We start from the raw sequence: 13,036 nt of genomic DNA, 5'->3' as shown, positions 1-13,036 counted from the left end.
GAAGCTGGGAGGCGTGCGTGGCGGCCCGCGGCATCACTGGCCCTCGCCCTTCCAGTGCAGCACCGTGATCAGGGTGAACAGCCGGCGCGAGGTCTCGAAATCGACCCGCACCTTGCCCTTGAGCCGCTCCTGCAGGGTGCGCGAGCCCTCGTCATGGATGCCGCGGCGGCCCATGTCGATCGCCTCGATCTTGTCGGGCGTCGCAGTGCGGATCGCTTGGTAGTAGCTGTCGCAGATCATGAAGTAGTCCTTCACGATCCGCCGGAACGGCGACAGCGACAACAGGTGCGTCACCACCGGCGTGCCGTCCTCCCTGCGGATGTCGAACATCAGCCGGTTGGCGGTGATGCCGAGATGCAAAGTGAAGGGGCCGGTGCCGTCGGCGCCCTCGGGCGCGAACAAATTCTCCTCGACGAGGTCGTAGATCGCGATCGCCCGCTCATGCTCGATGTCCGGACCGGAGCGGCCGATCGACTCCTCGTCGAGCGTCACCGCCACGATGCGATTGGTCCGGTCGTCGCCTGGCGGGTGCTGGGTCATGGCAGATTGAGGCGTATTCCCACGGAGCGTGAATGGGCGTCGAGACCCTCGGCCTTGCCCAGAGTCATCGCCGCTGGTCCCAGCGCGCGCAACTGCTCGGGGCCGCATTTCAACAGCGACGTGCGCTTCATGAAGTCGAGCACGCCGAGACCGGAGGAGAACCGCGCCGAGCGCGCGGTGGGCAGCACGTGATTGGAGCCGCCGACATAGTCGCCGATCGCCTCCGGCGTGTGCGCGCCGAGGAAGATGGCGCCGGCATTGCGAACCCTCGCGGCGAACGCGTCCGCGTCGGCGGTCATGATCTCCAGATGCTCGGCGGCGATGGCGTCGGCGAGCGGTACGGCCTGGTCGAGATGGTCGACCTCGATGATGGCGCCGAAATCGGCCCAGGACGCGCCTGCGATCTCCGCGCGAGGAAGCGTCTTGAGCTGGCCCTCGACGGCGCGGGCGACGTCATCGGCCAGGCGGCGGCTGTCGGTGATCAGGATCGACTGCGCGCTGGCGTCGTGCTCGGCCTGCGCGAGCAGGTCGGCGGCGATCCAGTCGGCATTGCCGCTGTCGTCGGCGATCACCAGCACCTCGGAGGGGCCGGCGATCATGTCGATGCCGACCTTGCCGAACACCAGCCGCTTGGCGGCGGCGACATAGGCATTGCCCGGACCGACGATCTTCGCCACCGGCGCGATCGTCGCGGTGCCATGCGCCAGCGCGGCCACGGCCTGGGCGCCGCCGACGCGGTAGATCTCGGAGACGCCGCCGAGATGGGCGGCCGCCAGCACCAGCGGATTGAGCTTGCCGTCCGGCGCCGGCACCACCATCACGAGGCGCCCGACGCCGGCGACCTTGGCGGGAATGGCGTTCATCAGCACCGAGGACGGATAGGCCGCGGTGCCACCGGGAACGTAGAGACCGGCGGATTCGATCGCGCTCCAGCGCCAGCCGAGCTCGACGCCGGCGGCGTCGGTGAAGCGCTGGTCGGCCGGCAGCTGCTTGAGGTGAAAGGCCTCGATGCGGTCACGGGCGAATTTCAGCGCGTCGACGGTAGCCGCGTCGCAGGCCTTCACCGCGGCCTCGATCTCGGCGGGCGTCACGCGCAGCGACGCGGCGGTCAGCTCGAGCCGGTCGAACTTGCGCGTCGCCTCGAGCAGCGCCGCATCGCCGCGCCTGGCGACGTCGTCCACGATGGCGCGGGCGGCGGCTTCGACGTCGGCGGAGGTCTCGCGCTTGGCGGCGAGAAACCGCCGAAACTGGGCGTCGAAATCGGTGCTGGCGCGGGACAGGCGAATGGGCATCTCTGGCACTTTCCGAAGGGGTGGCTGCCCCCGACCTCCTGCTCAATGGCGCGGCGGCGCGGGGCCGTCAACCCTTTGAACCAGCCCCTACCCCGTCAGCGGCGGGACGCCATCGATATCGCTGGTGCCGAGGTCGTCCTCGCCGAGATCGGTCAGCTCGCATTCCAGGCATTCGACATCCAGCCGCAATGCGCCGCCGTGGGAGAACAGCAGCAGCGCGCTGCCGGCCGGCGGCTCGGCGCCGGCGTGGAATTCGATGCCGATCAGCTCCAGCGCTGCCTCGGGCGCGGCAAGGTCGATGCGGCGCGACTTGCAGGCCAGCACGCGGTCGAAGCGCAGCGCTGCCAGCAGCCGGCGCGGCTCGCTCTCGCCATGCAGCGCCTGATCCCAGTCGAGCCGGTTCATGCCGATCACCAGCCGCTTCTCGGCCTGGCGCCAGATGATGTCCGCCGCCTGCACCCGCGCGTCCTGCACATGGGCCGAGATGACGGCGAGATCGTCGGCGTCGAGCGCGATCAGTTTGAGCCGGTCGGTCACGGCATCATCCCTTCAACCTCACTCGCGAATGCGCTCGATCGTGGCGCCGCAGGCCTTGAGCTTGTCCTCCAGCCGCTCGAAGCCGCGATCGAGATGGTAGACGCGATTGATCATGGTTTCGCCTTCCGCAGCAAGGCCGGCAATCACCAGCGACACCGAGGCGCGCAGGTCGGTCGCCATCACGGGCGCGCCACGCAGATTCGAGGTGCCCTCGATCCGCGCGGTCTCGCCGTCGAGACTGATACGCGCGCCGAACCGCGCGAGTTCCTGCACGTGCATGAAACGGTTCTCGAAGATGGTCTCGGTGATCGCCGAGGCGCCCTGCGCGCAGACCATCAGCGCCATCAGCTGGGCCTGCAGGTCGGTCGGGAAGCCGGGGAACGGCGCGGTCGTCACCTGCACCGGGCGGATGCCGTGGCCGTTTCTGACGACGCGGATGCCCTCGGCATCGCTCGAGATCTCGGCGCCCGCCTCGGTCAGCACGTCGAGCGCCGATTGCAGCAGCTCCGGCCGCGCGCCGGCAAGGCGGACGTCGCCACCGGTCATGGCGGTCGCGATCGCATAGGTGCCGGCCTCGATGCGGTCGGGCAGCACGGTATGGCGCGCGCCATGCAGCGACGCCACGCCCTCGATCTCGATGCGGGGCGTGCCGGCACCGGAGATGCGCGCGCCCATCTTGTTGAGACACTCGGCGAGATCGGTGATCTCCGGCTCGCAGGCGGCGTTGGTGATGACGGTCGTGCCCTTGGCGAGCGCGGCCGCCATGACCGCGACATGGGTGCCGCCGACCGTGACCTTGGGAAAATCGATCGTCCCGCCGCGCAGGCCGCCCGGCGCCTTGGCGACGACATAGCCGGCGTCGATGTCGATGCTGGCCCCGAGCCGCTCCAGCGCCATGATCAGGAGATCGACCGGCCGCGTGCCGATGGCGCAGCCGCCGGGCAACGACACCCGCGCCTCGTGCATGCGCGCGAGCAGCGGCGCGATCACCCAGAAGCTGGCGCGCATCCGCGACACCAGCTCGTAAGGAGCCGTGGTGTCGATGATGTTGGCCGCCGAGATCTGCAGCGTCTGACCTTGGTATTGGCCATCGCCGGGACGCTTGCCGACCGACATGATGTCCACGCCGTGATTGCCGAGAATGCGCTGCAATTGCGCGACGTCGGCCAGCCGCGGGACGTTGTCCAGGATCAGCGTCTCCGGCGTCAGAAGACCCGCGATCATCAGCGGCAGGGCGGCATTCTTCGCGCCCGAAATCGGGATGGTGCCGTGAAGCGGGTTGCCGCCGACGATGCGAATGCGATCCATGCTGGTCCTGCTGGCTGGCCGGGAAATTGGGTGAGATGGGCGCAACAGGACCGACATTACGGCGATTTGATGAGTTCGCAACGGCAGGTCGCAACCGGCGGGAATTCATCCCCTGACGGTGCGGCCCGCCGCGGCGGAAGGCGCGAATCAGACCGGCGGGACCAGCGCATCGGCCAGAAACCCGTGCAGCGCGGCGACGACCTGGGCGCCCTCGCCGATGGCGCCGCCGACGCGCTTGACCGAGCCGGAGCGGACGTCGCCGACCGCATAGACCCCGGGCACCGAGGTCTCGAGCGGCGACACCATCCGCCCGGCATTCTGCTCCGACTGCGCGCCGGTGACGACGAAGCCGGCGCGATCGAGCGTGATGCCGCAGCCGTCGAGCCAGCCGGTGGCGGGATCGGCGCCGACGAACAGAAAGAGATTGCTGATGTCGGCCGGCGTCTCTTCGCCGGACAGCCGGCTCTTCAAGGTGATGCGTTCGAGCCCCGTGTCTGCCCCGCCATCGAGCGCGACCACCTCGGTGTTGAACAACAGCTCGATGTTCGGCGTCGCCTCGATGCGCTCGATGAGATAGCGCGACATCGACGCGGCGAGCCCGCCGCCGCGGATGATCATCCGCACCTTCTTGACGTGACCCGACAGAAACACCGCGGCCTGCCCCGCGGAATTGCCGCCGCCGACCAGCGCAACCTCCTGCCCGGCGCACAGCCGCGCCTCGATCGGCGAGGCCCAGTACCACACGCCCCTGCCCTCGAACTCCTTGAGCCGGGCAAGATCAGGCCGGCGATAGCGCGCGCCGCTCGCGACCACGACCGCGCGCGCCCGCACCTCGTCGCCGCCCTCGAGCGCCAGCACGAAGGCGCCGGCCTTGCGCTCGCAGTCGAGCGCATTGACCGACACCGGGATCATGATCTCGGCGCCGAACTTCTGCGCCTGGTTGAAGGCGCGCGCGGTCAGCGCGAGGCCGGTGATGCCGGTCGGGAAGCCGAAATAGTTCTCGATGCGCGCGCTTGCGCCGGCCTGGCCGCCGAACGCGCGCGAATCCAGCACCGCGACCGTCAGCCCCTCCGACGCGCCATACACGGCCGTGGCCAGGCCCGCCGGCCCGCAGCCGACGACCGCGACGTCGTAGACCTTCTCGCCGCGCGGCCCGCCGATCATCCCCACGGCGCGCGCCAGCTCGGTCTCGCTCGGGTTGCGCAGCACGCTGCCGTCGGACACCACCACCAGCGGCAGCTCGGCCGCCGTCGGCGAATAGCGCGCGATCAGATCGGCCGCGTCGTGATCTGTGGCGGGATCGAGCAGATGGTGCGGAAAGCCGTTGCGGGTGAGGAAGCTCTGCAGCCGCGCGATCGCGGCCGATTGCGGCGGCCCGATCATGACCGGGCCGCCGGCGCCGCCCTGAATGAGATTCACCCGGCGCAGGATCAGCGCCCGCATGATGCGCTCACCGAGCTCGGCCTCGGCGATCAACAGCGCGCGCAGCCGTTCGGGACGAATCAGGATGACCTCGACGTCGCCCTCGGCATGGCCGTCGACCAGCGCGACGCGGCCGGAGAGCTGGGCGATCTCGGCCAGAAACTGCCCTGGCCCCTGGTCGATCACCGGCGTGACGTGACCGAGACCGTCACGCTGGGTGATCGCGACATGGCCTTTGAGAATCACGAACATGCCGGGGCCGGGCTTGCCGGTCTCGAACAGCAGCTCGCCGTCACGATAGCTCTGGATCTCGCCGAAGCCGCGCAGACGCGCGATCTCCGGCGGCGTCAGCTCCGGAAACGTCTGGTCGAAGCGCGGCAGCGTCTTCGCGAGCTCCGCCCGTTGTGCCGCCGCATCCGCCGTCATCCCGTCATCCGCTGCCATCACGCCCACCCCGCCTGCCATCTGCTCAACGCTTCGAATCGTCCGGACCGCCGGCAGCGGCCTCGTCCAGGCCGCGCTCCTCGGCCGTCACCGGCTGGCTGCGCGCGCGGCTCTGTGCCTTGCGGCGCTTCAGGTTCTCGCGCAGCGCCTGCTTCAGCCGCTCCTCGCGCGCGCCCTTCGGCGCCGCCTTCCCGGTCTCATCCGTCATCCCTTCCCCCCGGTCACCCCATACCAGAGGCACAATTGGGGCCGCAGATGGGAAAGCCAAGAGGCGTTGGCGACGCAGACGGTAGGTTCCGCCCGGCCGGCCGTCGCCTGCCCGGATGGGGAGTTGCCGCCGCGGCGACGGCCAGTTGGGCACCTTGAGCGGCCAACCGCGAGAATCCGCCGCGAGCGGGCGATTTCGCGCCGATTCGGAGGTCTTTCGCTCCATTTCCATGCATCACGCTGACGTCTTTCCCGGAAAACCGGGCGAGCCGCGCTTGCGCAGGCGAGGACCTTGTGGCAAGAACCGCCCGCGTTCGGTCGCGCCCTTCGGGCCGGTCCCCGCCAGTCCCTTTGCTGCCGTAGCTCAGTGGTAGAGCACTCCCTTGGTAAGGGAGAGGTCGACAGTTCAATCCTGTCCGGCAGCACCAGGGCATCATTCCCCCAACATGATCTTCGGCGACGCCTCGGGACCACAGGCCACGCGCGGATGCGCGTCATCGGCCTCGCGGCGCAATTTGCGTCCGAGCTCTGCTGCAGCACCGCCCTCTCCGGAAATCGAGGGCGCAGGGAAGGCCGGGCGCTGGCCGCGCCCGTGGCCCGCCTGCGAAAGAAAATGCAGGCGGCAGGTACCACAGGTCTGGCCGAACACACCCGGCCCTCCCTGCGCAATGGGCTTACGGCTTATACGCGCTCTCCCTGGGGACCGGGCTTTGTTGCCCCCATCACCCGCGATGCACTGACGCACATCAGCGAGCTTGACCTCAGCATCGGGAGGCCAGGACCACGCGACTTCACCGTCCGTATCGGAGTTGTTCGTCCGCTCGCGAATGCGCGCTGCAACTCCGACCCGGCCACCGCATCCCACACCCAACGCTCGTGACGACTCGCGAACGCCCCTCTTCGATGAGCACGGGACGGCCGGAAAGGTGCAGGTGATTTGCCCGACGACACAAGGGGAATGAGTGCGGCAGAGTGGCACGACGGGCAGTTTTAGCAGAGCTGGGATGCAGGCGGCGGAGGGGGCTTTGTTTGGTGCAGCGTCACCGTAATCCCCGGACGGGACCGTCCTCCACCGCGCCGGCTTCCTGCAGCAAGTCGCCCGGAAGTCGCCGGTCACCGAGATTTCCGGCAGCGACATCCAGATCAGGGTCCTTGGAGACATCGGTGCCGTGAATGCACGCACGCACTTCACCAAAGCCGACGGAAGCCGGAGGACTGGCTGCTACACGAACGTCTAATGGAAGCGTGGCGACCGCTGTCGTTGCATTTCGCTTCGCGCAACTGATGTGGAAGCACGGCGGTCGTACCTTGCGGTCGGGCGCCCGCGAGACAGATCGAGATTGGTTTGATCTTGCCTGTCATGAGATTGCCTCAACAGAGTTGCCGAGGCGATCAATCATGAATGAGGATAAACCCGCCGCCCGCTATTCAACGCCTGTGAGACCTTCACCTCACGTCCACATTTCATGCGTATGGAAGCTGCAAGGCTCAGCGTCCACTGGCTCATGCTAGCGTCGGGAAAGACGACGAATGGCGGCGCAGTGCTCTCCGTCGACGCGATGAGCTTCATCGGCGCCCTGCCGATCGACAATTACAACGGTGCGGCGCGCAGCTCTAATGTACATAAAGTTATGCGGTTTAAATCGATCTTTGAAGTTGACTCGATCATACTGCTGATACATCCTAAGGGTGTATCTTAGTCACGAGAAAACCTGGCTGGTCTTCGATGCAACGGGAGCAGATCGAAGCCATAACTCGCGATATTGGGCAACAAGAAATTCTTGAACGTGAAATTCTTGCGATTGCCTCTCGCGAGAGGCAGCGCATCGGGCGTGAACTCCACGACGGGCTCTGCCAATCGCTCGCCGGCTTAGCGGCGCTAGCTGCGGCGCTGTGGCGAAGTTTGGCGGCGAGTGGCCAACCGAGTCCCGCCGCGGCCGCGGCCGAACTCGTACGATTGCTGAACGAGACCATCGGCGAGGCGCGTGACCTCGCTCGTGGGCTCAGCTCGATCGGTCTGAATAGCGCGGATCTTGTCGGCTCCCTTGAGAGCCTCGCCCGCAACGTCAGCGCCGCTCATGGCGCCTTTTGTGCGTTTGTGGAAGATAACCCTTGTCCCGATCTTGGCCGCGAAACCACGAGCCACCTCGTGCGCATCGCCCAAGAAGCCGTCCGCAATGCGGTCAGCCACGGCCGAGCCGACGAAATCGAGATCCGTCTGGCGTGCACTGCAGGCTCGGGACTATTGAGCATCCGGGATAACGGTGTCGGGCTTCCCGAAAAATGGCGCGATCATGACGGCATCGGGCTTTATACCATGGACTACCGCGCGCGGGCGATCGGCGGTTCTCTCACTGTGGAGCCGCAGGCCCGTCGCGGCGTCATGGTTGCGTGCGCGTTTCCGCTGTTATCGAATTACGAACGGCAGGAAAGTATCGGCGATGCCCACTTGCCTGGCTGAAGCCGCGGACGCGGTGCGGAAGAGGCTGCTTGTCGTCGACGATCATCCCGTGCTGTGCCGCGGGTTGATCGCCCTCATCGAGGCGGAAAATGGCCTCGCCGTTCACGGCGCGGTCGGTACGCGCGTGGCCGCGCTCAAGACCATCGCGATCAGTCGCCCTGATCTGGTGATCGTAGACCTTGCTCTCGGCGACGAGGACGGCCTAGACCTCGTCAAGGAAATCAAGGCGCGTCATCCCGGCGTTCGCTCGCTGGTGCTTTCGATGTACGACGAAGAGGTGTTCGCCGAGCGCGCGCTTTGCGCCGGCGCCCTCGGCTATGTCACCAAACAACAGCTCGAATCGACCGTGATCGCTGCCATTCGTCGGGTGCTTGCAGGCGAGACCTACATGAGCGAGGCTCTGCAGCGGCGGCTGGCTGAACGATGCGTCGGCGCGCGACCGCTCGAGGCCGCCTCGCCGGTGCGCACGCTGAGCGATCGCGAATTGCAGGTATTTCGGCTCGTTGGTCAGGGCCGAACCACGCGGCAGATCGCTGGTCTACTGAACCGCAGCGTCAAAACGGTAGAATCCCATCTTGAGCACATCAAGAATAAGCTGGCGATCGAATCGGCTGCTGAACTCGCCCAACGCGCGGCTCAATGGGTTACAATCGGCCGATTGGGTTGAGTCATAAAGTTCGCCCAAGTGCGCGGTTAGTGTCATACACGTCTGCCATGCCGCCGATGACTTCTCGACCAAGCCGCTTTCCGGCAAGCGCGACGGCCGAACACGCGGTCTGGTCCATGGTGCTAAAGCGGACTGCGCGATCAGCACGGCGCAAGCGGCGTCTGCTCATTGTGGACAGTCACCCCTGATGCGGCGCAGGCTGACCGCGCTGATCAATGCTGAGCCCGATCTTGTCGTATGTGCCTTGGCGGCCATCCAACGGGATACGCTCGTGGCCATCGCGGCCACGAAACCGGATCTAGGGATCGTCGATCTGTTCCTTGGCGATAGCAATGGTTTGGATCTGGTGAGAGACGTTCGCGCGCGCTTTGTTCGTCTGCCGCTACCTGGATTGAACAGGCATGATTCGCCGCAATACGTCCGCCGCGCTTTCGAATCCGGCACCGACGGCTACGTCGCCAAGCGGGAGATGACGGAAGACCTTCTGGTGGCGATCCGCAGCGTGCTGCTCGGCGACCCTTACGGCGCACCGGCGCCTTGATCCATGCCCGCCTGCGTCCGGCAAGTTCACGCGTGCGAAGCTGGGCGGTCCATGGGGGATTCTCCCAATGCGAAAACGGGGTGCGACCCCGATGTCGGTTTAAGTCTCCAGCGTTAGCATTGGTGGCTACCAATGTCGTGCCCGCTTTGACGACCGAAATGCTGGTCGAGCCCTTCGCTTATCGGCTCGATCGAGACCATCACCGCTTCAAATGGGAAAAAACGATGAGAAATATCTGCACCGCCGCCGCAATAGTCGCGATTGTTTTCATTCCTTGGACCGTCCATGCGGGCACTTGCTACAAAAACCTAGGTTGCAAGGGCACGACGTCGACCACTTCTTGCAAGACATGTCTTGGAAACCCCTCAAAGGGAGAGGGTTGGAAGGAAAACTCAAAGAGCAGCTGTATCGGAAACTTCAACCATTGTCCGGCGGTCCGTTAACGGTACTGGCGCTGGTCCCGCGCCCCGGCACCAGCAAGGCCGTCTCCGGCCACAAGATCCATCCCTATCTGCTGCGCGGCGTCAGCATCACCGAGCCCAATCACGTCTGGGCGGCCGACATCACCTACATTCCGATGGCGCAGGGGTTCCTGTATCTGGTGGCGATCATCGACTGAGCCACCCGGGCGGTGCTGGCGTGGCGCTTGTCGAACACGATGGATACGGGCTTTTGCATCGCTGCGCCCGACGAGGCGATGGCGCGGCACGGCCGGCCTAAGATCTTCAACACCGATCAGGGCGCGCAGTTCACCAGCTCAGCCTTCACCGGCAGGCTGGAGGCTGCAGGCATTGCGATTTCGATCGACGGACGCGGCCGTTTCATGGACAACATCTTCATCGAACGATTGTGGCGCTCGATCAAGTATGAGGAAGTGCATCTGAAAGCCTATGCTGACGGGCGCGAAGCGCGAGACGGCATCGGCTCATGGATGACCTTTTATAATCATCGCCGCCCGCACCAGGCGATGAACAATCAGTTTCCCATGGCGGCATGGCGCGCCGGCATGGATGTGATCGAGGCGGCCCAGACTGTGGATATGCCGCTTCGCTTGGACAACGCAAACGCGTTGCCCACATCCCCACAGCAGGCCCAAACGCAGCAGCAGGAAGCTGCTTGATTTGAACGACAAGGCAGGCGCGATCACACCTTAATTTTCGGCGATCCATGGTCCCGTGCGTGGGGTCCACTTCAGTTGAACCTGTCTCGCCGCCTGGGGTTATGGATTCCCGCGTTCGCGGGAGAATGGGGCAGCCGAGAAGAACAAAGGGCGCGATCGGTCCGATCGCGGAGCATCGGCAGCAGCGCAGATCTGAGTAGCTGTAGCCCGCATGAGCGGCACCGATATCTGAGGGGGCCGGCCCCGCATGTCGCTTGCGCTCATGCGGGCTACAGCTGCTGCGATCGGGTGGCGATGCGCGGCCCTCGTCGAGGCCACGCAAAATGCACCCTCACGCCGCCCGCACCGAGTCGAGGAACCTGCTGACCTCGTCGCGGAGGCGGCTGCTCTGGCCGGACAGCGACTTCGCGGCGGACAGCACCTGCGACGAGGCCGAGCCGGTCTCGTCGGCGCCATGCCGGACGCTGGCGATGTTGGCCGACACCTGCTGGGTGCCGTGCGCCGCCTGCTGGACGTTGCGCGAGATCTCGCGCGTCGCCGAGCTCTGCTCCTCGACGGCGGAGGCGATGGCGGACGCGATCTCCGACATCCGGGCGATGGTCTCGCCGATCTCCTTGATCGAGCCGACCGACTCCTGGGTCGCCGCCTGGATGCCGCCGATCTGCTGGCCGATCTCGCCGGTGGCCTTGGCGGTCTGCTCGGCCAGCGCCTTCACCTCCGAGGCGACCACCGCGAAGCCGCGTCCGGCCTCGCCGGCGCGGGCGGCCTCGATGGTGGCGTTGAGCGCGAGCAGGTTGGTCTGGCCGGCGATCGCATTGATCAGCTCGACGACGTCGCCGATCCGCGCGGCGGCCTTGGCGAGCTCGGCGACGTTGTCGTTGGTCTTGCGCGCCTGCGCCAACGCCTCGTTGGCGATGCGTGCGGAGTCCTGCACCTGGCGGCTGATCTCGGTGACCGATGAGCTCATCTCCTCGGCGGCCGCGGCGACCGAATGCACGTTGGTCGAGGCCTCCTCGGACGCCTGGGTGACGACGGTGGCGAGCTCCAGCGAGCGGCCGGCGGTCGTCGTCAGCGACGAGGCCGAGCGCTCCAGATCGGCCGACGCTGACGACACGATGCCGACGACCTCGCCGATCGCCATCTCGAACTCGCGGGTGAAACGCTCGACACGCTGGCCGCGCTCGATCTTGGCCTGCGCGTCGGCCGCGGCCGCCTGCTCGGCGCGCTTTTTCTCCAGCAGCGCCTCCTTGAAGGTCTGCAGCGAGCCGGTCATCGCGGCGATCTCGTCGTCGCGATCGATCGTCGGGATCGCCACGTCGTCATGGCCGGCCGCCATCTCGCCGATCAGGCCGGTCAGGGCCACGATCGGGTTGATCACGCGGCGGCGCAGCAGCAGGGTGACGAACACGAGAATGCCGGCGAGCGCCGCGACCACCGCCGTCGCCAGCGCGAGCATCAGATAGGCCGCATCGCGCGCCGCGACGGCGCGGTCGCGGGCCTCGCCGATCGCGGCGTCGCGCACGACGAAGAACTTCTGCACGGCCGGGACGACCGCCTCGGCCAGGCTGTCGGCGGTGAGGGCGTAGTTGAGATCGCCGAGCCCGGCTGCGATGTCCTTGTCGACGATCGGAACGGCGCGCCCGAAATAGGCGTCACGCGCCTCCTTGAACGCCGCGAGCAGCCGCTCCGGATTGCCGAGCTGGTCGATGCCGGCATCCAGGCGCTCGCGGTCGGCCTCGGTGCGGCCCTGGGCGCGGTCCATCGCCGCCTTCTCGGCCGGAGTGACGGCGCGGCGGGCGCTGAGCGCCGGCGACAGCGCGGCAGCCCGGCCGCCGGCGGTCACGCGCAGGTCCTGCGCGGTGCGGGCGACGTCGAGCAGCGTCGTCAGCGACGCGTCGGCATTGGCGATGCGGTTCTGCAGCTGGTTCAGGATCGGCTCGATCGCCAGGGCGACCTGGGTGACCCCGGGGAGAAAGCTCTTGATGACGGCCGGATCACGCGCGTTCAGCGGCGCGGCCAGCGTGGGGTCCACCTTGGCGAGGATCTCGTTCAGCTTGGACGAGGCCTGGTCCAGGCTGCGTGTGATCGCCTCGCTGTTGGAGACGTTCGCCAGCTGCGCGCGCGCCCTGGCGAAGGATGCCTCGGCCGATTGCCTGATCTTGCGCACGCCTTCGAGCTGCGCGGGCGTCGCGGGCGAATCCTGGAATATGGGCGTGATGTAGGGGGCGCGATGGCCGACCACGTCCTGCGCGTAGAGCAGCACGGCGCCGAACGCCTCGACCGTCTTGATCGCCTCGGCCTTGTTGCTGACAGCCCTGACCTGCTCGATCACGACTTGAGCAGAAGGGAGGACGGCCAAAGCCGTCACCGACAGCATGGAAATTGCGAAAAGTCGGCCGATCTTCATTATTGCCCCCGGATTGCGCGGGCTCACGCTAGGTTCCGTATGATTAAGGTTGCGCTTAATTCGACCCCCGTAGTTCCACGGAGACGTCGC

General features: G+C 66.6%; 11 protein-coding genes, 1 tRNA gene and 1 pseudogene. 5 read left to right on the top strand and 8 right to left on the bottom strand.

Annotated elements, in window-relative coordinates:
* Positions 1-33: 33 nt before the first annotated feature.
* The 6 genes from QX010_RS23870 to QX010_RS23845 all read right to left on the bottom strand — a co-directional run bounded on the left by QX010_RS23870 (position 34) and on the right by QX010_RS23845 (position 5,751).
* A complete protein-coding gene (locus tag QX010_RS23870) occupies positions 34-540 on the bottom strand; it encodes a UPF0262 family protein (protein ID WP_006613054.1) in 507 nt (168 codons plus the stop codon).
* Positions 537-1,832 (bottom strand): histidinol dehydrogenase, encoded by a 1,296-nt coding sequence (gene hisD, locus QX010_RS23865; protein WP_316182254.1) that lies wholly within the window; start codon positions 1,830-1,832, stop codon positions 537-539. Before hisD ends, QX010_RS23870 begins: the two co-directional genes overlap by 4 nt.
* Positions 1,833-1,919: 87 nt before the next feature.
* A complete protein-coding gene (locus QX010_RS23860) occupies positions 1,920-2,369 on the bottom strand; it encodes a DUF2948 family protein (RefSeq protein WP_316182252.1) in 450 nt (149 codons plus the stop codon).
* 18 nt (positions 2,370-2,387) lie between these two features.
* Complete coding sequence (gene murA, locus QX010_RS23855) at positions 2,388-3,677, bottom strand: UDP-N-acetylglucosamine 1-carboxyvinyltransferase (protein WP_316182250.1); 1,290 nt, start codon at positions 3,675-3,677, stop codon at positions 2,388-2,390.
* Positions 3,678-3,824: 147 nt separating this feature from the next.
* The gene (locus QX010_RS23850) at positions 3,825-5,543 is read right to left on the bottom strand and encodes an FAD-dependent oxidoreductase (protein WP_316182248.1); all 1,719 of its coding nucleotides are present in this window, start codon (positions 5,541-5,543) and stop codon (positions 3,825-3,827) included.
* A 25-nt stretch (positions 5,544-5,568) separates the two neighbouring features.
* A complete protein-coding gene (locus tag QX010_RS23845) occupies positions 5,569-5,751 on the bottom strand; it encodes a hypothetical protein (protein ID WP_316182246.1) in 183 nt (60 codons plus the stop codon).
* 352 nt (positions 5,752-6,103) lie between these two features.
* Between QX010_RS23845 and QX010_RS23840 the strand changes: the two genes are divergently transcribed.
* Positions 6,104-6,178: transfer RNA gene (locus QX010_RS23840), tRNA-Thr, on the top strand.
* A 5-nt stretch (positions 6,179-6,183) separates the two neighbouring features.
* Here QX010_RS23840 and QX010_RS23835 read toward each other — a convergent pair.
* A complete protein-coding gene (locus QX010_RS23835) occupies positions 6,184-6,399 on the bottom strand; it encodes a hypothetical protein (protein ID WP_315801491.1) in 216 nt (71 codons plus the stop codon).
* 1,077 nt (positions 6,400-7,476) lie between these two features.
* On the opposite strand from QX010_RS23835, the gene QX010_RS23830 reads away from it, so the two are divergent.
* The 4 genes and pseudogenes from QX010_RS23830 to QX010_RS23815 form a co-directional block, all read left to right on the top strand.
* Entirely contained in the window at positions 7,477-8,211 is a 735-nt protein-coding gene (locus QX010_RS23830) for a sensor histidine kinase (protein WP_316182244.1), read from the top strand.
* Complete coding sequence (locus QX010_RS23825; RefSeq protein WP_316182242.1) at positions 8,192-8,878, top strand: response regulator transcription factor; 687 nt, start codon at positions 8,192-8,194, stop codon at positions 8,876-8,878. Before QX010_RS23830 ends, QX010_RS23825 begins: the two co-directional genes overlap by 20 nt.
* Positions 8,879-9,065: 187 nt before the next feature.
* Positions 9,066-9,419, top strand: a complete 354-nt coding sequence (locus QX010_RS23820; RefSeq protein ID WP_316182240.1) for a response regulator transcription factor — start codon at positions 9,066-9,068, stop codon at positions 9,417-9,419.
* Positions 9,420-9,870: 451 nt separating this feature from the next.
* Positions 9,871-10,416, top strand: a pseudogene (locus tag QX010_RS23815) (IS3 family transposase); the annotation flags it as partial.
* 454 nt (positions 10,417-10,870) lie between these two features.
* Here the strand turns inward: QX010_RS23815 and QX010_RS23810 are convergent.
* On the bottom strand, positions 10,871-12,946 hold the full coding sequence (locus QX010_RS23810) for a HAMP domain-containing methyl-accepting chemotaxis protein (RefSeq protein ID WP_316182238.1): 2,076 nt from the start codon (positions 12,944-12,946) through the stop codon (positions 10,871-10,873).
* Positions 12,947-13,036 lie beyond the last annotated feature (90 nt).

Origin of the sequence: Bradyrhizobium sp. SZCCHNRI1009 (genome assembly GCF_032487575.1) — a bacterium.
Lineage (GTDB): Bacteria > Pseudomonadota > Alphaproteobacteria > Rhizobiales > Xanthobacteraceae > Bradyrhizobium.
This window is presented reverse-complemented; position numbering and strand designations above follow the sequence as displayed.

Bases quoted from the DNA above. Each gene is read 5' to 3' on its own strand.
- QX010_RS23810 (WP_316182238.1), bottom strand. From the start codon at position 12,946: ATGAAGATCGGCCGACTTTTCGCAATTTCCATGCTGTCGGTGACGGCT.
- hisD (WP_316182254.1), bottom strand. From the start codon at position 1,832: ATGCCCATTCGCCTGTCCCGCGCCAGCACCGATTTCGACGCCCAGTTT.
- QX010_RS23850 (WP_316182248.1), bottom strand. From the start codon at position 5,543: ATGGCAGCGGATGACGGGATGACGGCGGATGCGGCGGCACAACGGGCG.
- QX010_RS23870 (WP_006613054.1), bottom strand. From the start codon at position 540: ATGACCCAGCACCCGCCAGGCGACGACCGGACCAATCGCATCGTGGCG.
- murA (WP_316182250.1), bottom strand. From the start codon at position 3,677: ATGGATCGCATTCGCATCGTCGGCGGCAACCCGCTTCACGGCACCATC.
- QX010_RS23820 (WP_316182240.1), top strand. From the start codon at position 9,066: ATGCGGCGCAGGCTGACCGCGCTGATCAATGCTGAGCCCGATCTTGTC.
- QX010_RS23825 (WP_316182242.1), top strand. From the start codon at position 8,192: ATGCCCACTTGCCTGGCTGAAGCCGCGGACGCGGTGCGGAAGAGGCTG.
- QX010_RS23845 (WP_316182246.1), bottom strand. From the start codon at position 5,751: ATGACGGATGAGACCGGGAAGGCGGCGCCGAAGGGCGCGCGCGAGGAG.
- QX010_RS23830 (WP_316182244.1), top strand. From the start codon at position 7,477: ATGCAACGGGAGCAGATCGAAGCCATAACTCGCGATATTGGGCAACAA.